Source organism: Actinoplanes sp. ATCC 53533, assembly GCF_003947245.1.
In genome coordinates this window covers 1-18,404 of record NZ_QHHV01000102.1, presented here as the reverse complement: position 1 = coordinate 18,404, position 18,404 = coordinate 1, and the positions used below count along the sequence as shown (strand labels likewise).

General features: G+C 71.3%; 14 protein-coding genes. 5 read left to right on the top strand and 9 right to left on the bottom strand.

The genetic code is table 11. The features are described from left to right. Nucleotides 1–2,540: DNRLRE domain-containing protein (locus DMB66_RS30110; RefSeq protein WP_148112780.1), on the top strand; the 2,540-nt coding region annotated here is incomplete at its 5' end. Between the two features lie 67 nt (nt 2,541–2,607). On the opposite strand, the gene DMB66_RS30105 is transcribed toward DMB66_RS30110, so the two are convergent. From DMB66_RS30105 to DMB66_RS30070, 8 genes are all read right to left on the bottom strand, one after another. Further along, nucleotides 2,608–3,588: a hypothetical protein gene (locus DMB66_RS30105; protein ID WP_125807494.1), complete on the bottom strand. Its 981-nt coding sequence runs from the start codon at nt 3,586–3,588 to the stop codon at nt 2,608–2,610. Beyond that, nucleotides 3,585–5,075 (bottom strand): plastocyanin/azurin family copper-binding protein, encoded by a 1,491-nt coding sequence (locus DMB66_RS30100; protein WP_233624936.1) that lies wholly within the window; start codon nt 5,073–5,075, stop codon nt 3,585–3,587. The genes DMB66_RS30105 and DMB66_RS30100 overlap by 4 nt, the downstream gene beginning before the upstream one ends. A 14-nt stretch (nt 5,076–5,089) precedes the next feature. After that, on the bottom strand, nt 5,090–8,890 hold the full coding sequence (locus DMB66_RS30095) for a ThuA domain-containing protein (RefSeq protein WP_233624935.1): 3,801 nt from the start codon (nt 8,888–8,890) through the stop codon (nt 5,090–5,092). A gap of 135 nt (nt 8,891–9,025) precedes the next feature. Continuing rightward, nucleotides 9,026–10,024 carry a multicopper oxidase domain-containing protein gene (locus DMB66_RS30090; protein WP_125807491.1) on the bottom strand — a complete coding sequence of 333 codons (999 nt, stop codon included), beginning with the start codon at nt 10,022–10,024 and terminating at the stop codon, nt 9,026–9,028. A gap of 270 nt (nt 10,025–10,294) precedes the next feature. After that, complete coding sequence (locus tag DMB66_RS30085; protein ID WP_125807490.1) at nt 10,295–11,437, bottom strand: PQQ-binding-like beta-propeller repeat protein; 1,143 nt, start codon at nt 11,435–11,437, stop codon at nt 10,295–10,297. A gap of 133 nt (nt 11,438–11,570) precedes the next feature. Further along, nucleotides 11,571–12,608: an intradiol ring-cleavage dioxygenase gene (locus DMB66_RS30080; RefSeq protein WP_233624934.1), complete on the bottom strand. Its 1,038-nt coding sequence runs from the start codon at nt 12,606–12,608 to the stop codon at nt 11,571–11,573. Between the two features lie 111 nt (nt 12,609–12,719). Then, a complete protein-coding gene (locus tag DMB66_RS30075; protein ID WP_125807489.1) occupies nt 12,720–13,784 on the bottom strand; it encodes an LLM class F420-dependent oxidoreductase in 1,065 nt (354 codons plus the stop codon). 4 nt (nt 13,785–13,788) lie between these two features. Further along, complete coding sequence (locus tag DMB66_RS30070; RefSeq protein WP_125807488.1) at nt 13,789–14,880, bottom strand: Zn-dependent alcohol dehydrogenase; 1,092 nt, start codon at nt 14,878–14,880, stop codon at nt 13,789–13,791. Between the two features lie 104 nt (nt 14,881–14,984). Between DMB66_RS30070 and DMB66_RS30065 the strand changes: the two genes are divergently transcribed. The 4 genes from DMB66_RS30065 to DMB66_RS30050 all read left to right on the top strand — a co-directional run bounded on the left by DMB66_RS30065 (nt 14,985) and on the right by DMB66_RS30050 (nt 17,846). After that, nucleotides 14,985–15,617, top strand: a complete 633-nt coding sequence (locus DMB66_RS30065) for a TetR/AcrR family transcriptional regulator (protein WP_125807487.1) — start codon at nt 14,985–14,987, stop codon at nt 15,615–15,617. A gap of 78 nt (nt 15,618–15,695) precedes the next feature. Continuing rightward, nucleotides 15,696–16,457, top strand: a complete 762-nt coding sequence (locus DMB66_RS30060) for a glucose 1-dehydrogenase (protein WP_125807486.1) — start codon at nt 15,696–15,698, stop codon at nt 16,455–16,457. A gap of 16 nt (nt 16,458–16,473) precedes the next feature. Then, nucleotides 16,474–17,397 carry an SDR family NAD(P)-dependent oxidoreductase gene (locus DMB66_RS30055; RefSeq protein ID WP_125807485.1) on the top strand — a complete coding sequence of 308 codons (924 nt, stop codon included), beginning with the start codon at nt 16,474–16,476 and terminating at the stop codon, nt 17,395–17,397. Further along, nucleotides 17,394–17,846: a pyridoxamine 5'-phosphate oxidase family protein gene (locus DMB66_RS30050; RefSeq protein WP_125807484.1), complete on the top strand. Its 453-nt coding sequence runs from the start codon at nt 17,394–17,396 to the stop codon at nt 17,844–17,846. Before DMB66_RS30055 ends, DMB66_RS30050 begins: the two co-directional genes overlap by 4 nt. A gap of 147 nt (nt 17,847–17,993) precedes the next feature. Here the strand turns inward: DMB66_RS30050 and DMB66_RS30045 are convergent. Further along, the coding region (locus DMB66_RS30045) for a transposase (RefSeq protein WP_199752692.1) at nt 17,994–18,404 on the bottom strand (411 nt) is incomplete at its 5' end.

Here is an 18,404-nt window from a genome sequence, read left to right as displayed (position 1 = left end):
TGCTGCCCGGGGTGGACCTGCTCCTGGTCGTCCGCCAGGAGGGCGGCTTCGGCCAGTTGCTGATCGTGAAGACCCGCGCGGCCGCGGCCAACAAGGACCTCGCCTCGCTGAGCTACGGATTGCGGTCGGCGGGCGCGGTGTTCCGCCGCAACGCCACCACCGGCGGAGTGCGGATCCTGGACGCGAAGACCAAGGCGGAGATCGGCTCGATCCCCACCCCGTTCGCCTGGGACTCCTCCGGCAAGGATCCCGAGTCGCCCGAGGGCCCGCGCACCTCGGTGGCCACCACCGCGGACGTGCTGAAGCTGTCCGGTCTGAGCGGCTTCGAGCCGGGCTCGCGCCAGGCGCCCATGCCCACGCGCCTCGACGGTGACGGCACCGGCACCGCCCGCCTGCACCTGGACGCGGCCGCCACCGGCCTGCTCACCGACGCCGGCGTGCGCTTCCCGGTCTTCCTCGACCCGCCCATCAACGCCGGCGAGCAGGCCTGGACGTTCGTGCACAAGCAGAACGCGAACAGCAACTTCATGAACGGCACCAGCTACAACGGCGGCACCACCGACGCCCGGGTGGGCTACGAGAGCGAGAACGGCGGCCTGACCCGCTCGTTCTGGCGGATGGGCTTCAAGAACATCAAGAACGCGACGGTCAGCGCCGCCACCTTCAAGGTGCTCAACAACCACTCCTGGTCGTGCAGCGCCCGTGAGTTCCAGCTCTTCGACACCGGCGCCATCTCCTCCGGCACCACGTGGAACAAGCAACCCACTTGGAAGACGCTTCAGCAGAAGAAGAGCTTCGCCTTCGGCTACGGCAGTGCCTGCGGCGACGACTACGTCGTGTTCAACATCCAGAACTCGGCCCAGACCGCGGCCGGGACCGGCGCGACGAACCTCACGCTCGGCATGAAGGCCACGAGCGAGGGCGACACCTTCACCTGGCGCAAGTTCGCGGCCACCACCGCGGTGCTGGAGGCCACTTACAACACTCCCCCGGCGGAGCCGACCGGTGGCGTCTCCGCTCCGGGCGGTGCCTGTGTAACCGGTCCCGTCGGTGCGGTGGGCGTCACGGTCGCCAAGACCAACATCGTGTTGTCGGCGAAGGCCACCGACGCCGACGGCAACCTCGCCCGGCTGCGCTTCCAGTTCTGGAAGGCCGGCACGACCCTGCCCGCGGGCACCCTGGTCACCACGGACAGCACCGGCAAGGCGAGCCTGACCATCGCGGCCGGCACCCTGGTCGACAAGACGACCTACTCGTGGGCGGTGCAGGCCGAGGACTCGACGGGCGCGGACTCGACCTACTTCCCCCCGGGCACCAACAACTGCATGGTCACCATCGACGCCACCAAACCCCCCGCGCCGGAGGTGACCAGCGGCGTCTGGCTGGAGGCCACCCCGGACGGCGCGACGTGGGCGACGGTGAAGTTCGGCGCGACCGGCCCGGTCACCTTCACGGCGACGGACGCCAAGAAGTTCGAGTACACCTTCGGTGGGATCGCCCCTGTCACCACCGTCGCCACCACCACCGGCAGCTACACGGTGACGGCCCTGGCGCCCCGGCACTCGGGACCCAACACGCTGGTCGTGTACGCCCTGGACGCCGCCGGCAACCGCAGCGAGCCCACCCGCTACACGTTCTACGTGCCGCCGCGCGACATCGCCGACGGGCCCGGCGACATCGGTGGTGACGGCCGCGCCGACCTGCTCGTCGTGGACGGTTCCGGCCGGCTGCGCTACCTGCCCGGCGACGACAAGGGCGATCTGTACGGCGACCTCGTCGCCTCGTACCGCACTGGCGGCGCGCTCGATCCGGCGGGCCACTGGTTCGACCCGGCCACCGGCAAGGCGGCCCTGATCGCCAAGTACGGCGACGTCTACCCGGGTGACGGCACCACCGACCTGTTCACCCGCACCCCCGACGGTGGCTTCTGGCTCTACCCCGGCGACGGGTACGGCAGCTTCAACGTCGACCACCGGCTGCGGGTGCTCCTGCCGTCGAACGCGCCCGCCTCGTCGACCTGGACCCAGATCAAGGCGATCGGTGACATCACCGGTGACAAGCTTCCCGACCTGGCCATCCGGGCCGGCACGGCCTTCTGGGTGCTGAGCGGCTACACCGGCGGCAGCTTCCAGCAGGCGACCCTGATGGAAGGCACCGCCTGGGGCCGCGGCGAGATCGTCAACATGGCCGACATCGACCTGGACGGCACCCCCGACCTGACCTGGCGGCACCTCGACACCGGCATCATGTCCCTGCGGCACGGCAAGCCGGGGACGGTCGCGGGCAGCGTCAACCTCGACTCGCTCAAGACGGCCGCCGCCTCCCGATCCGGCGACGTCCAGTTCGGGACTGGCTGGAGCGCGACCGGCGTCCTGGCGGTCATCGGCGTTCCGGACACGAACGGCGACCGGGTGCCCGACATGTGGGCGGTCGCCGGATCCGACGGGTCGACCCGGATCTACCACTCGACCACCACGTTCGGCGGGCCGGCGACGGTCGTGCTGACGACAGACCTCCGGACGATCAAGGCATCCGCGTGAGTAGCTGACCTGTTGCGGCAATGACCGGCCGGGCCGGGGATCAGACGATCCCCGGCCCGGCTGCCGTTCAGAGCCCAGCGTCTCCCGCGGCATCCGCTTCCTGGACCGCGGCAGAGGTCCGCACCTCGGCCCGCTGCTCGCTCTTGGCCTCGCGCTCCGCGACCGCGGCCCGGGCCAGGGCACGCGCCGACGCCGCCGCTCCCTGCTCCCCCGCCACCCCGCCGCGGATGCGGTTGTTCGCCGCCACCCGGGCCGCCGGCGTGTTGGCCGTCGTCGTCAGCTTGCCGTCGATGATGTTGTCGTCGACGGTCACCCCGCCCCGGGTGTTGGTGATGCTGACGTCGCGTCCCCAGTATCCGCCGGACGCGCAGCCGTCGAGCGTGCCGTTCGGGCCCAGTTGCACCCCGCCGAGGTTGCCCGCGAAGGTGGCCCGGCCCCGGACCGCGCTGCCGCAGACCACGCTTCCGGTCGAGCTGTTCAGGACCGACAGCGTGCCGTCGACGAAGGAGTCGTGGACGTCGGTGTAGTAGGTGCCCGTCGTGCTGACGTTGCCGGTCACCTCCGTGGTCAGGTCGAGCCGGACCTCGCCCGCGTTCGCGGTCACCGTGCCGTCGATGCCCGCGTTCTCCGCGAAGAGGAAGCTGTCGATCGTCGCGGATCCCTTGGGCCGTACGGTGATCGACCCGGTCCCGGTGTCCTTGAGGAACACGCCGTAGCCGCCGGAGGCCAGGTCGATGCCGCCGCCGACGTCGGTGTCGCCGGCGTCCAGGTAGCCGTCCGCGGCGACCTGGATCTCCCCGCTGATGTGGCCGCCGGTGACCACCAGGTTCGCGCCCGCGGCGACGCTGACGTTGCCGGTGATGGTCGTGCCGGTCAGCGCGCACGACTGGCCGGCCGGCACCAGCAGGTCGTTGGGCACGATCACCGCCCCGCCGGTGCCGATGCAGTGGGTGACCAGGTCGGCGCTGGCGCTGCCCGGGGCGATCGTCAACGCCGCGGCGGTGACGACGGCGGTGACGGTGGCCAGCTTCGCGGCGGTACGTCTCATCGTTGTGCTCCCTTGACGACGTCCGAGCGGGCGGCTGCCCGCACGATGGTTCCCTGTTGGCGGGCGGTGAGTTTGCCGGCGGCGACCAGCGGCGCGGTGACCGTCTCGACGTGCCGGACGAAGGCCGCGTGGGTCGGGTAGCCGGCGTGTTCGGCGATCAGGTCGTTGATCGTGCAGCCGTTGCCGGTGTCGGCGTTGGCGATGCCGGTGTCCGTGCTACCGATGATCACCGTGGCGCGGGTGTCGGGGACGGGGCAGTCGCCGGTGGTGGGCGGCACGACCGTGAACGTCACGGTCTTCTCCGCCGCCACGTTCCCCGCGACGTCGGTGGCGCGGTAGCGCAGGGTGTGCGCGCCCGGCGCGCGGACGGAGACCGCTGCGGTGTACGCCGTCCAGGCGCCCGAGTCGAGCAGGTACTCGATCGAGGCGACGCCCGTGCCGGCGTCCGTGGCCGTGACCGTCACGACCGCGCTGCCGTCCGCCTCGGTGCGCACGGCGGCGGAGGTCGTCGGCGGTGTGGTGTCCGGGACGGGCGGGGCGACCACGGTGAAGCTCGCCATCTGCTCGGTCGAGGTGTTGCCGGCGACGTCCGTGGCTCGGAAGTGCACCATGTGCGCCCCGACGGTGTTGATGACCACCGGCGCGGTGTAGGTCGCGAACGCACCACCGTCCACGTTGTACTCGATCCGGGCGACACCCGATCCCGCGTCGGTGGCGGTGATCGTGACTGTCGCCGTACCGATGTAGTTGCCGGCGGTGTCCCGCGAGCCCGACACCGTCGAGGCGACCGTCGGTGGCGTCGTGTCCGTGGGATTCGGCGCGACGACGGTGAAGGCCACCGAGCCGACCGGCGAGACGTTGCCCGCCTTGTCGGTGGCGCGGAACTGCACCGAGTGGTCCCCGATCGCGGTGACGGCCACCGGGGCCGTGTACGGCAGGAAGCTGGTGTCGTCGACCTGGTATTCGACGGTGTCCACACCGGACCCCGCGTCGGCTGCGGAGACCGTCACCGTCGCGGTGCCCAGGTAGTCGCCCGAGGCGTTCCGGGCGCCCGACACCTGCGCGGAGACCGTGGGCGCGGTGGTGTCCGGGTCCGGGTCGCCGTTGGTGACGACGAGCTCGCCGACCATCGTGCTGTGCCCGGGGATCGAGCAGAAGTAGCGGTACTTCCCCGGGGTGAGGGTGACGGTCGCCTGGTGCCGGCCGTTGTTCACGTCGAACGGGCTGGCCAGGATGTTGAGGTTGACGTCGTGGTTGTAGCCGTCGGTGGTGGTGTCGAAGGTCAGCGTGTGCGGCATGCCGGTGGTGTTGCCGGTGGCAGCGCTGTTCTCGAAGACGATCGTCGTCGCGCCGGCCGTGGCCGCGGCGGGGATGGACTTGTACCGGGTGATGTCGTCGTCGGCCGTCCAGGTCAGGGTCTGCGCGGCGGCGGCCGGGGAGGCCGCCACCACCGGGGACAGCACGAGCAGGAGGCCGAGCAGCGCCACCCTCAAGAAGCGGATCATAGAGCCCTCACCCGGATGTTCTGGAAGTCCATCAGGTCGGTGTCGCTGTGGTTCTGCAGCCCGATGAAGCCGCTGGCGAACTGCCGCAGGTCGGTCGGCGGGTCACCGGCCCGGGACGACTGCTTGCCGGGCGTGTTGTCGAACTCGTTGATGACCACGCCGTTGCGCAGGATCGTGTAGTGCTGGCCGACGACCCGGATCTCGTAGCTGTTCCACACGTTCTTCGGGGTGACCCGAGCCTCGGCGAGCGTGTTCAGGTCGAAGTTGTAGATCGAGCCGGTCTTCTGCACCTCACCGGTGTCGCCGTCGTACAGCTGCACCTCGTGCCCGCAGTAGATGGCCACCCACGCCTGCGACGTCCGCGCCGAGCCGGTGGTGCCGCAACTGCCCGGCGGGCGCTCGGCGAGCGGGATCCGTGGGTCCGGGAAGCGGGTGAAGACGCCGCTGTTGGCCCGGGCCGTCCCCGGTGCGCCGTCGCGGAACTGGAGCTTCAGCGAGAAGTCCCCGACCTGCTTGGTGTGCCAGAGCATGCCCAGGCCGCCGGTGGCGCGCAGGGAGCCGTCCGGCTGGAGGACGAACTGGCCGGAGGGCGCCTGTTCCCAGCCGAGCAGGGACTCGGCGGTGCCGTCGAACAGCGGCTCGTAACCCTTGTGCCCGGCCCGGCCGACGGCCGATCCGGCGGCCGCCCTGGTCAGGGCGCCGGCTTCGCGGGCGCTGAGCGAGAGCGTACGGGTGACCGCCGTGACGTGCCGCACGAAGCTGTCGTGGTCCGCCCAGCTGCTCTCGTCGTCGATGAGATCGTTGATCGTGCAGCCCTCACCGACCGTCCGGTTCGGCACCCCGGTGTCGGTCTCGTCCACCCACACCGTGGTCCGCGCGTCCGGCGTCGCACACCCGACCGTCACGGCCGTCTGCGTCGTCGCCGTCTCGCCGTCGGCGTAGGTGATCGTCAGCTTCGCGGTGTACTTGCCGACCACGGCGTACGTGTGGCGCGGGTTCGCCTCGGTCGACGTGCCGCCGTCACCGAACTCCCAGCGGTAGGAGATTCCCCCGGAGCGAGACCCGTTGAAGGCGACGGTCAGCGGCTTGTTCTGGACGGCGACCGAGGTCGCGGTCGGCGCCGGGGTCGGCGCGCCACCGGAGTAGGTGATCCGGATCAGCTTCTGGTTGGCGTGCAGGGAGAAGAACCCGCCGCCGTAGTCGAGCAGGTAGAGCGCGCCGTCCGGGCCGAACTTGGCGTCCATCCAGCTCTGCAGCCGGGTGTCGCCGTTGCCGCCCGGGATGATCGCGCGCAGCGACTCGCCGAAGACCGGCGGGGCCTGCTGCGGCACGCCGGCCGGGTCGACGGTGACCGCGACGCGGTTCTGGGAGTTGGACTCGTCACCGATGAACCACTTGTCGTCCCAGTAGGCCGGCCAGGCCACGCCGCTGGCGGTGTCCACCCGGTCGCGGTGGTAGGTCGGGCCGGACATGATGGCCTGCCCACCGCCCCGCAGATAGGGCTGGGTGTAGGTGGCGTCCGCCTGGACGTAGGTGGGGATGCCGCTGCCGTCGGCCCGGGCCGGGAAGACCGGTCCGCCGCCGTCCGGCGAGTACCAGATCATGTTGTCCCGGGCCGGCGGGATGTCGACCAGCCCGGTGTTGCGCGGCGAGGAGTTCTTGAGGTTGTCGCAGTTGTACCAGCCGGTGAGGACGGTGGCGTCGGTGCTGCTGCGGTCCCGGTACGGCTGCCTGTTGCCCATGCAGTAGGGCCAGCCCTGGTTGCCCGCCGAGGTGAGGATGGTGGCGGTCTCGTACTTGGCCGGGCCGAGCGTCGGGCTCGGCGACGAGGCGTCCGGGCCGACCCAGCCGGCGGTCAGCCACTGGCGCTCCGGGTCGATCTGGAGCCGCGCGATGTTGCGGACGCCCATCACGTAGATCTCCGGGCGGGTCTTGTCGGTGCCGGGCGGGAACAGGTTCCCGGCCGGGATCGTGTACGTGCCGTCGGCCTCCGGGTGAATCCGGATGATCTTGCCGGCGAGGTCGTTGGTGTTGCCGGAGGTCCGGCGCGCGTCCTGGAACGAGACACCCTGGTATTCGGCGGTCCAGTTGTTGCCGGAGTAACCGCTGGAGCCCTCGGACGAGTTGTTGTCGCCCGAGCCCACGTACAGGTTGCCCTTGTTGTCGAAGGCCATGCCGCCGCCGGCGTGGCAGCAGCTGTGGATCTGGACCGGGAACTTCAGCAGATCCTTGCGGGTGGCCAGGTCGATCGTCCGGGTCGCCTTGTCGTAGGTCAGCCGGGAGACCGTGCGCTGACCGATCCGCTTCTCCCGGTCGATCGAGTCGTGCGGCATCCAGTAGACGTAGAGCCAGCCGTTGGTCGCGAAGGCCGGGTCGGGCACGATGCCGAGCAGGCCCTCCTCGTTCTTGACCAGCTCGGAGCCGCTGCCCCGGTTGCCCATCACCGGCAGCGTGGTCAGCAGCTTGACCTGCTTGCTCGCCGGATCGTAGGAGTGGATGGTGCCGCAGCCGAGCCCGACGTTCGGGTTCGCCCAGTCGACGACCGGACCGGTCGGGCAGGCGGCCTTGCCGACGTAGAAGACGGTGCCGTCGGGCGCGATGGTCAGGCCGTGCGGCTCGCCGATCTGGTCGAGCTCGCCGGTCTTGTTGGCGGCGGTGAGCCGTTCGGTCTTGTAGTTGGCGGCGATGGTGGCCTGGCAGTCACCGCGCTCGACGCCGGTGGTCCAGCGCAGCGCGCCGGCGAGGTGGCCGCGGAACGCGCTCTCGCCGTAGCTGCCCTCGGTGTGGCCCATGCCGGTGTAGAAGGACCGCCCGCCCTCGTAGTCACGGCACCAGGACACCGGGTGGAACGGCCCGTTGGCGCCCTGGCCGGGGTTGTAGAAGCGCTCCTCGACCTGCGCGACCGTGTGCACGGTGCCGACCGGGTTCGGATCCCAGTTGTACCAGCGGTCGGCGCGCTTGACGGTCGTCGGCAGCGCCTTCGTCGCCGGGTGCTGCCGGTCGAGGATGTCCACGACCGCCTCGTTGACGGCCGGCGGCTGCGGCGCCGTCGTCGCACCGGAGAAGAGCCGCAGATCGGCGAGCTGGGTCAGCGGTTCGCCGCTGTTGGCGGTGATGTTCAGGCGGTAGAACTTGTACTCGCTCGCGCCGGTGACCTCGAACTTGCGGGTCTGCAACCGCTCCGGGAAGGTCTGCCCGGCCCGCTTGTCCACATCGGACCAGCTGGCGCCGTCGGCGGAGCCCTGCAGGGTCCAGTCCTTCGGGTCCCGGCCGACGAAGTCGTTGGCCGAGGTGAGCGCGTAGCCGGTGACCGCGGTCGGCTTGCCGAGCTCGTAGGCGACCCAGGCGGCCGGCGTCCGCACCAGCCACTTGGTGTTCGCGTCGCCGTCGGTCAGCTTCTCCTTGGTCTCGCTCGGCGGGTTCTCCCCGCTGGCGGTCACCTTCGAGACCGGCTCCGCCACCGGGATGCTGCCCGCGGGCCGGGTGCCGATGAGCCCGGTGAACCAGGCCGAGTCCAGCTGCGCGCTCGCGGCGTCGCCGATGCCGACGAAGCCGTTGCCCGCCTTCACGTAGCTCTGCAGGGCCGCTTCCTGCTCCCGGCTGAGCGCGGCGCCGGTCGCCGACAGGAACACCACCGCGCGATACCGGGCCAGCTTGGCGGGCGTGAACGTCGCCGGGTCGCTGGTCGCGGTGACGGTGATGCCGTCCGCCTGGCCCAGTTCCTTGATCGCCTGGGCGGCGCGGGCGACCGGATCCTGCTGCTCCGCGACCGGCCCGTGAAAGACCAGCACTTCCACGGCAACGGCACTTATCGGTACGGCGGGAGCCGCGCGCACAACCGCAGGCGACCCGCCCACCATGAGCGCCGCGACCGCCGCCGCCAGCGCCCCTCGCAGTATTTGTCCTCGTCTCATCCCAAGCCCTTTCGCTCGTCAGCCGTGCTGCGCACTGTGGACGTGGCCCTGAAAACGGTGGATGGCCTCCTCGGCACCGGGAGGCATGCTCCCGTCGGCGTTGCGGACCAGGAAGATCCCGGCCATCCCGGTGTCGGAGTGGAACTGCACGTGGCAGTGGTACATCCAGGCGCCGGGCCCGACCCCCTCCCCCGCCAGCACCTGGAAGCCGAAGGAACTGCCCGGATTGAGGTCCTTGTTGTCGATGACCAGGCTCGGATCCGCGGGGCCTTCGAGCATGCCGGTGCGGTTGTCGGCCCAGCGATGCGCGTGCAGATGGAACGTGTGGAAGGTGCCACCGTGCCCGATGGCGAGCCATTCGACCCGCTGCCCGAGATTCGCTTCGAACATCGGCGTATCCGGCGCCATCTTGTTATTGATCATCATGTCGTTGAAGACCACGGTGAACTGCTTCTCCGGCAGGATGTCGCCGCGGCGCCGGACGATCAGGGCGCCGTACAGGCCCTTGGCGATCCCGCCGGTGCCGTGGTCGGTGCCCATCGCGTGGTCGTGGTAGTGCCAGTAGCCGGCGCTGCCGGGCATGAAGCGGCGGCCCTCGGCGGCGAACATCTCCCGGGACCGCCACACGTAGGTGCGGGTCTCCCCGGGGTTGTTGAACGACGCGTTGAGCGGGCTGCCGTCGGAGGTCGTGCTGTAGTCCACCCCGTGCGGGTGGATGGACAGGCGCTGGGTCGTCGTGTTGACCAGGGTGATCTCGAGGGTGTCGCCCTCCCACATCTCCAGCACCGGGCCCGGCACGGTAGCCTTGCCGGGCTCCAGCCCGTAGCCGAAAAGGCCGCCCGGCAACGCCTCCGCGTAGATCGTGACCTTGCGGGTCGCCCCGGCCGCGGCCCGGGCCGGCTCACCGCGCAGGGCGGCCGTCGCCCCGGCCGCCGACGTCAGACCCAGGGCGCCACCGACCATCAGCGAACGCCGGGAGAAGTTCTTGCGAGGCCACCTGACAACGTTGTCGTCCATGCGTCTCCGTCCACCTGCGAGCGATGCCGCGACCGGGAAATGGGCGTTGAAGATCGAGAAGTGTCCACTGCGGGATCGCGCTTTTCTCGGCAACCCTCACGACTTTCGTCGAATGAGAGCAATCTATGTATCCCATTGACAAAAGTAAAGGACCCAAACCTTAAAGTCCGGATCCGTCGTGACCCGGGGGTCACCCCGGCGAAACGCCCCGGAAATCGGCCGGCATGCCCGTTTCCGCAGGTCGGACCGCCCTTATGGCATTCTTGATCTTCAATGCGGGCGGGCCGGGGCGAAGGCGACGACCTCCGCCAGCAGGGCCTTGGTGAAGACCCGCCCGCCGCCGACCGCGACCTCGCCGACGCTGACCCGGTCCCAGATCCGCACCCGGCTCAGCACGGCGCCGCTCGAGGCGCGCGCGGCCACCAGGTACGCCGGGCCGGCGCCCTGACGGCTGGGAGACTGCTGGAAGTAGACGATGCCGCCGTCGACGGTCAGCGTTCCTCGCGGCCGGATGCCGCTCCACCAGCGACGGCGGCCGGTCACGTCGTAGGCCGCGTACCGCCGGCCCGCCGTGACGAGGATCCCGTGCCTGCCGGCGTACGCGGCGGTGTACCCGGCGTCCTCGCCGGACCACCCGGGGGCGCCGTCCCTGATCCCATAGGCCCGCAGCGACCCGTCCGCGACGTACGCGTGCGTCCCGTCCACCGCGATGCCGGAGCCGCCGCCGACGGACCGCGACCACAACGGACCGCCCGTGGCGGTGTCGAGGACCGTCAGCGTGCTCTTGCCGCCCGTGGTGATCCGCACGGCCGCGTACCCGGCGGTCGTGGCGGCCTGCACGTATCCGCCGGGTAACCGGTACGACCAGGCCGGGCTGCCGTCGTTCGCCCGCCAGGCGAAGACGGTGGTGTGCTCGCACTCGACCGCGCACCCCGAGCGGGACACTGTGATCAGATAGGGCCCGGCCAGCATCGGCGGGTGCGGGAACCGCTCACCGGGCTGGTCCCGGCTCCACCGCACCCGGCCGTCCGGGTGGAAGGCCCAGACGTGCGCCTGCTCGCGGAACGTGGTGACGAAGAGGGTGCGCCCGTCCGCGACCGGCCGGTAGCCGGCGATCGACTCGATCGCCGGCGTGCCGAACGGCAGGCGCCGCCCGGTGCCGGCATCCCGGCGCACGACCCGGACGAGCGCGCGAACCTCGGCGGGGTCGGCGACGCTCTCCAGGTGATAGGTCGAGCCGGCCAGATAGACCGGGGCGGTCGCGATGCTGCCCGCTGCGGGACCGGCGCGCCAGGCGATCCGCAGCCGGGCGGCTCCGGCGGCGTCGGGCCCGGTCACCGGGGCCGCGCCCGCCGGGGCGGCCCCGGCGGCGAGCGTCAGGCAGGCGAGAGCGGTGACCGCGATTTTGTGCATGACCGTACGATCGCCGCCCGCACCGGAGTGGCCCCGCCGGACGCGCGGACGGTCACCCGGCCGGGGCGATCTCTACCCGGCGCGGGGCGCACGCCTGGCTGGCGTGCGCCCCGCATTTTTCGATCAGTAAGGTCTAGAACGGCCACCACCAGTGCCTGCGCTTCTTCTTCGGCTGAGCCGCGTGCTTCGGCGAGGTGGGCGTGGCCCGGGAAGCCGACGGTTTCACCGTGGCGCTGGCGGTCGCCGTGGCGCTGGCCGTCGCGGTGGCAGTGGCGGTCGCGGTGGCGGAGGGAGTCCCCGACGGTGCCGCACCCGAGGGTGGAGCACCCGAGGGAGGCGTGCCGCCGCCGCCCTCTTCCACACCCGCCGGGTCGACGCCGATGGTCAGGGTCGCGGTGAAGCCGTTGGTGACGTCGCCGGTCGCGGTCGCGAGTTCGGTGGCGGCGGAGTCCTCGCCGAAGACGTTGTCGGTGGCGAGGGTGATCTGGCTCAGGTTGGAGACGCTCTGGCTGTAGCCGTCGACGGCGTACACCAGGGCCGAAGCGTCCTCCGGGAGCGCGATCTGGGAGGTCTTGACGATCGGGCCGTCCCCGCTGGTCGCGGTGGCCAGCGACGAGTAGACCTCGAAGTGGATGTGCGGCCAGCGCCCCAGGTAACAGCCCGGGAAGATGCTGGTGAACGTGACGGTGCCGGTGGCGTCGGTGACCTGGATGCCGCGCAGGTAGTTCTGGTCGGTGATGCCGCTGGAGTAGAGCGAGTAGTTGCCGTCCCGGTCGCAGTGCCAGGCATAGACGGCCGCGCCCACTATCGGTGCGCCGTCGAGATCGAGCACCACCAGCGAGAACGTGAGCGGCACGCCCTCGGCCGTGCCCGACGAATCGCCGAACGAGGTGCGGATGTCACTGCGCACGATGCCGTCGAGGGTCCGTACGTCGGGACCGTTGGAGCCGTCCGCGGGGTAGGGACCGGCGGTCTCGGACGCCACCTCGGCCACCGTCGCCGCGTGCGCCGTACCGGACATGATCGTGCCGCCGACCAGCGCGACCGCGCCCGCACCGCCGACGGCCGCGAGCATCCGCCGCCGCGACATCGTCCCGAGATCAAACCGCAGTCCCTTGTCGTGCACCTCGCGCACATAGGCCGCGTTGTCATCATTTCCCGGCTCTCGCACCGTTGACCTCCTGCATCTTGGGGTGCAGGAAGAAGACCATCGACCGCTATGAGAGACCTGTGATCGTTCTTTGGAATTCGTAGGCGGGCGGACCGGCGGCCGACGTCCCGTTCAGCCCGTCGCCGGACCGAGCTCGTCGACGAGGCTGCGCAGCTCGCCCACGTCCCTGACCCGCTCCGCGCGGGTGGCCGCCAGCGGCGACACCAGCACGGTGGTGACGCCGGCGGCGGCGAGCCCGGCCAGCCGGCGGCGGATCTCGTCGGGCCGGCCCACCAGCGAGGTCGAGGTGACCAGGTCGTCCGGGACGGCGGCGGCCGCCTCGGCCCGCCGGCCGGACAGATACAGCTCCTGGATGACCTCCGCCTCCCGCGGGTAGCCGTAGCGGCGGATCAGGTCGTTGGAGAAGTTCCGGCCGCGGGCGCCCATCCCGCCGAGGTAGAGCGCCAGCTGCGCGCGGTGCGGATCCAGGAGGGACGGCGCCGGCTCCGCGAGGGCGAACGGGACCGGCACGCTGATGTCCAGCGGCCCCAGCTCCGGTTTGCGGCGGGACCGGCCCTCGGCGAGCGACTCGCCGAACACCCGGCCGGCCGCGCGGGGATCGAGGAACAGCGCCTGCCAGCCCTCGGCGATCTCGGCGGCCAGCGCCACGTTGCGGGGGCCCATGGCCGCCAGCAGGATCGGGATGCGCGGCCGCACCGGATGGTTGATGAGCTTCAGCGGCCTGCCCAGCCCGGTCCCCTCGCCGGGCGGCAGCGGGATCCGGTAGTGGTCGCCGGAGAAGACCAGGGTCTCCCGGCGCCAGACGCGCCGGCAGATCTCGACCACCTCGCGGGTGCGGGCCAGCGGCGCGTCGTAGGCGACCCCGTGGAAGCCCTCGACCACCTGCGGGCCGGACACCCCGAGGCCGAGCGCGAACCGGCCGCCGGACACGTAGTCGAGCCCGGCCGCGGTCATCGCGGTCAGCGTCGGGGTCCGGCTGTAGAGCTGCATGACGCCGGAGGCGATCCGCAGGCGCGTGGTCCGGGCGGCGAGGTAGCCGAGCTGGCTGACCGCGTCGAAGCTGTAGGCCTCCGGCACCACGACCAGCTCAGCGCCGACAGCCTCGTATTCGACCACCTCGTCGACCGCGTCCGCGAAGCCCTCGCCGCGATAACCGAGCTGGATGCCCAGGCGCATCGGCTCAGCTGCCGTCGCCGTGGATGATCACCTGGCGGATGACGTCGCCGGCGCCGAGCGTGGCCAGGGCGTCGCCCAGCTGGTCGAGCCGCAACCGGCGGCTGACCATGCCCTCGATGTCGAGCCGGCCGGCCCGCCACAGGGAGAGCAGCCGGCCGAAGTCGCGCTGCGGATCGCCCGAGCCGTACAGCGAGGGCACGATGCGCTTGCCCTCGAAGAGCAGCTCGAACGGGCTGAACTCGACCTGCTGGTCGGCCCGGCCGGCGCCGACCACCACCACGGTCCCGCCGCGACGGGCCGCGGCCCAGGCCGTGCGCAGCGTCGACGGCACGGCCACGACGTCGAACGCGTAGTCGAAGCCCTCGCCGCCGGTCAGCTCCACGGACAGGTCGCTGAGCTCGTCGGGGGTGACCGCGTGCGTGGCGCCGAACCGCCGGGCCACCTCCAGCTTGGCCGCCACGGTGTCGACCGCCACGATGACCGCCGCCCCCGAGAGCCGGGCACCCTGGACGGCGGCGATGCCCACGCCGCCGCAGCCGATGATCACGACCGTCTCACCGGGACGGACGGCCGCAGTGTTGATCACCGCGCCCACGCCGGTCATCACGCCACAGCCGACGAGCGCCGCCACCTCGTACGGAACGTCGGCGCCCACCGGGACCACCCCCGCCCGGGGCAGCACCATCTCCTCGGCGAAGGCACCGCAGCCGGCCATCCCGAAGACCGGGAGGTCGCCGGCCATGAAGCGCGGCATCACGTAGCCGGTCACCACGTGCGTCATGCACAGGTGCTGCTCGCCGCGCCGGCAGAACGAGCAGGTGCCGCAGGCCGGCAGCCAGTTGACGGCCACCCGGTCGCCGGGGGCCAGATCGTCCACGCCCGCACCGACGGCGAGCACGTCGCCGGCCGCCTCATGCCCGAGCACGGCCGGCACCGGCTGCGGCAGGCCGCCGTCGCGGGCGGACAGATCGGAGTGGCAGACACCGGCCGCCCGGACCCGGATGTGCACCTCCCCCGCCGCCGGGCCGATGACCGTCACGTCGTCACGGATGTCGAACTTCTCATCGCCGATCGTGTGGAGAACCGCCGCGCGCATCCCGCCACCCCCTGAAGAATTAGAACGTGTTCTACGCTATCGGCCGGCGACCTACCGAGCAAGCGATTGGGCAACTGGCGTGCTGGGCCGCCATACTCGGGCAGGTGACGACCTCGAAGAAGGCCACCCGGTCCGGCGCCACCGCGCTGCCCTCGGAACGCCGGGCGCATCTGGTGCGGCTGGCCGGCGACCTGTTCGCCGAGAAGGGCTTCCGCGGCACGACCGTGCGGGAGATCGCCGACGCCGCCGGCATCCTGTCCGGCAGCCTGTACCACCACTTCGACTCCAAGGAGTCGATCGGCGACGAGATCCTCAGCGCGTTCCTCGACGACGTGCTGACCGGCTACCGGCAAGCGGTGCGCGACACCGACGACCCGCGCGCCGCCATCGAGCAGATCGTGCGGTCGAGCACGGCCACCCTCAGCCGGCACCGCGCCGCCCTCACCATGCTGCAGAACGACTGGCCCTACTTCAGCGCCCAGCCCCGCTTCGGCTATCTGCGCAAGGCGATGAAGGAGATCGAGCAGACCTGGACGGCGCAGCTGGAGCGGGGCAAGCAGACCGGCCAGTTCCGCGCCGACCTGGACGCCCGCCTGATCTACCGGCTGCTCCGCGACATCCTGTGGATACCCACCTCGTGGCGGCAGGGCCGGGGCACGGGCTGGAGCACCGACCAGATCATCGACGGCCTGCTCGGCCTGCTCTTCGACGGGATCACCGCGCGCGCACCGGAGTGACCGCTGTCCGGCTCGACACCGGCGCGAGTTGCGGTACGGTACCAAGCAAGCGTTTGGTTGAGATGCCGGGAGGTTGTGATGGGGCGACTGGACGGCAAGGTGGCACTGATCACCGGCGGCGCGCGGGGCATGGGCAAGGCGCACGCCCGGCACTTCGCCGCCGAGGGAGCCAGGGTGGTCATCGGTGACGTGCTCGACGACAAGGGCCATGCCGTCGCCGCCGGGCTCGGCGAGCAGCGGTGCCGCTTCGTGCACCACGACGTGACCAGCGAGGACGACTGGGCGGCCGCCGTGCACGCCACGGTGGAGGCCTTCGGGCGCATCGACGTGCTGGTGAACAACGCCGGCATCCTCCGGCACGCGCCGATCGCCGAGATGGCGCCGGCCGACTTCCGGCAGGTGCTCGAGGTCAACCTGGTCGGCTGCTGGCTCGGCATCCGGCAGGTGGTCGCCCCGATGACCGAGGGCGGCGGCGGGTCGATCGTCAACATCTCGTCCATCGAGGGCTTCGCCGGCGCCGCCGGCCTGTCGGCATACAGCGCCAGCAAGTTCGGCGTCCGCGGCCTCACCCGGTCCGCGGCGCAGGAGCTCGGCGCGGCCGGCATCCGGGTCAACTCCGTGCATCCCGGCGGGGTGCTGACCTCGATGTCCCTGTCCGCCGCGCAGTCCATGACCGACGTGGATCCGACCGCGTTCATCAAGTCGCTGCCGATCGGGCGGTTCGCCGAGCCGGTGGAGATCTCCCGCCTGGTCGCGTTCCTCGCCTCGGATGAGTCCTCGTACACCACCGGGGCCGAGTTCGTCGCCGACGGCGGCTTGCTCAGCGGCCCTGGCTACTGACCGCAGGGGGCCTGTGATGGACGCCGATCGACTGCTCTCCGGCCGGGTCGCCGCGGTCACCGGCGCGGGCCAGGGGCTCGGGGCGGCCGAGGCACTCGCCCTCGCCGCCGCCGGCTGCCGGCTGGTGCTCAACGATCTGCCCGGCGCGGCGCTCGACGGCGTCGCCGACCGGATCCGGGCCGCCGGGGGCGAGGCGGTCGTCTGCCCCGGCGACGTCGCCGAGTGGTCGACCGGCCAGGCCCTGGTCGAGCGGGCGGTGGAGGCGTTCGGCGGGCTCGACATCCTGGTCAACAACGCCGGCGTGCTGCGCGACCGGATGGTCTTCTCGATGTCCGAGCAGGAATGGGACACGGTCATCCGGGTGCACCTGCGCGGCCATTTCGTCACCACCCGGTTCGCCACGGCGCACTGGCGGGAACGGAGCAAGGCGGCCGGCGAGCCGGTGTACGCCAGGATCGTCAACACCAGCTCGGAGGCGTTCCTGCTCGGCTCGGCCGGGCAGCCCAACTACGCCGCCGCCAAGGGTGGCATCGTCGCGCTGACGCTGGCCACCGCGCGCGGCTGCGGCCGCTACGGGGTGCGCGCCAACGCGGTCTGCCCGCGGGCCCGCACCGCGATGACCGGGGAACTGATGGGCCCGGCACCCGACGGGCCGGATCCGCTGGCCCCGGAGCGGGTCACCCCGCTGGTGACCTACCTGGCCGGCCCGGCCGGCGAGCGCATCACCGGCGAGGTGTTCGTCGTGCACAGCGACGTGGTGGCGCTGCTCGGGCCGCCCACGGTCCGGGCGGCCTTCCACGCCACTACCGGAGAGTGGACGGTGCCCGAGCTGGATGCCGCGCTGGGCCCGGTGTTCACCGACGATCCGCCCCAGCCGGGCTTCGTCTGCGAGCAGACACTGCCGCTGGCCGCGGCCACCTTCGGCGAGGCCGAGCGATGAACCAGCGGGCCGCGGCGGCGATGGGCGAGGACGAGGTGACCGCGTTTCTCGCGGACGGCCGAAAGGTGCAGCTCGCGACCATCAACCCCGACGGCACGCCACACCTGGTCACCATGTTCTACGGTCTGTCGGACGGCCGGATCGCGTTCTGGACCTACCGCTCCTCGCGCAAGGCGCACAACCTGGCGCGCGATCCACGGGTCACCTGCCTGGTCGAGGACGGCGAGGATTACTTCGCCCTGCGCGGGGTGCAGGTCGCCGGCGAGGTCCAGCAGATCGACGATCTCGCCGGGGTGACCGAGGTCGGCCGGCTCATCGCGGCCCGCCTGCCCGACGTGCCCACCGAAGCACTGGAGGCGTACGTGACGCATGCCGCACCCAAACGCACCGCCTACCTGGTCCAACCGCTGCGGGTGGCGAGCTGGGACCACCGCAAGCTGCTCAGCTGACCCGCCCGCTGAGCCAACCCCCGCTCGTCGGCCACATCCTGAGCATCCGGTCCCACTCCTTAGTACTGCTACGGCGTTTGTTTCGGCCGGCGGGGTGTCGGTGGATGCTCCTTTGCTCTGCTTCCCGACCCTGTTGCCTAATTCTGTCTACGCGGCGAGGGTGAGGTCGAGTTTGTTCAGGTGGGTGGTTCGGGTGCGTTGGAGGGGTGTGTTGGTCCACCAGGCGTTCAGGCGGATGAGGTTGATCGCGGTCGCGGCGAAGGTGTGTTCGAGGGTGACTTTGCTCAGGCCGGTGTAGCGGGCTTGGTGGATGCCGGTGACGGCGGTGGTTTGGTGGATGGTGGCTTCGATCCCGGCGCGGGCGCGGTAGGTGTGTTTCCACGCCGGGGTTTGTTGCTCGGCGCGGGCCTGGCGCAGGGTGTCGTGCAGGTGGCGGGGTTGCAGCGTCAACTGTCGGCCGGAGCGCTGCGAGCGGGTGCACGCGGTGCGGGCCGGGCAGATACTGCAGGTGCTGGTCGGGAAGCGGACCACGATGGCGTCGTGGCCGTTCTGGCGGGT

Bases quoted from the DNA above. Each gene is read 5' to 3' on its own strand.
- DMB66_RS30105 (WP_125807494.1), bottom strand. From the start codon at position 3,588: ATGAGACGTACCGCCGCGAAGCTGGCCACCGTCACCGCCGTCGTCACC.
- DMB66_RS30090 (WP_125807491.1), bottom strand. From the start codon at position 10,024: ATGGACGACAACGTTGTCAGGTGGCCTCGCAAGAACTTCTCCCGGCGT.
- DMB66_RS30085 (WP_125807490.1), bottom strand. From the start codon at position 11,437: ATGCACAAAATCGCGGTCACCGCTCTCGCCTGCCTGACGCTCGCCGCC.
- DMB66_RS30075 (WP_125807489.1), bottom strand. From the start codon at position 13,784: ATGCGCCTGGGCATCCAGCTCGGTTATCGCGGCGAGGGCTTCGCGGAC.
- DMB66_RS30070 (WP_125807488.1), bottom strand. From the start codon at position 14,880: ATGCGCGCGGCGGTTCTCCACACGATCGGCGATGAGAAGTTCGACATC.
- DMB66_RS30060 (WP_125807486.1), top strand. From the start codon at position 15,696: ATGGGGCGACTGGACGGCAAGGTGGCACTGATCACCGGCGGCGCGCGG.
- DMB66_RS30055 (WP_125807485.1), top strand. From the start codon at position 16,474: ATGGACGCCGATCGACTGCTCTCCGGCCGGGTCGCCGCGGTCACCGGC.
- DMB66_RS30050 (WP_125807484.1), top strand. From the start codon at position 17,394: ATGAACCAGCGGGCCGCGGCGGCGATGGGCGAGGACGAGGTGACCGCG.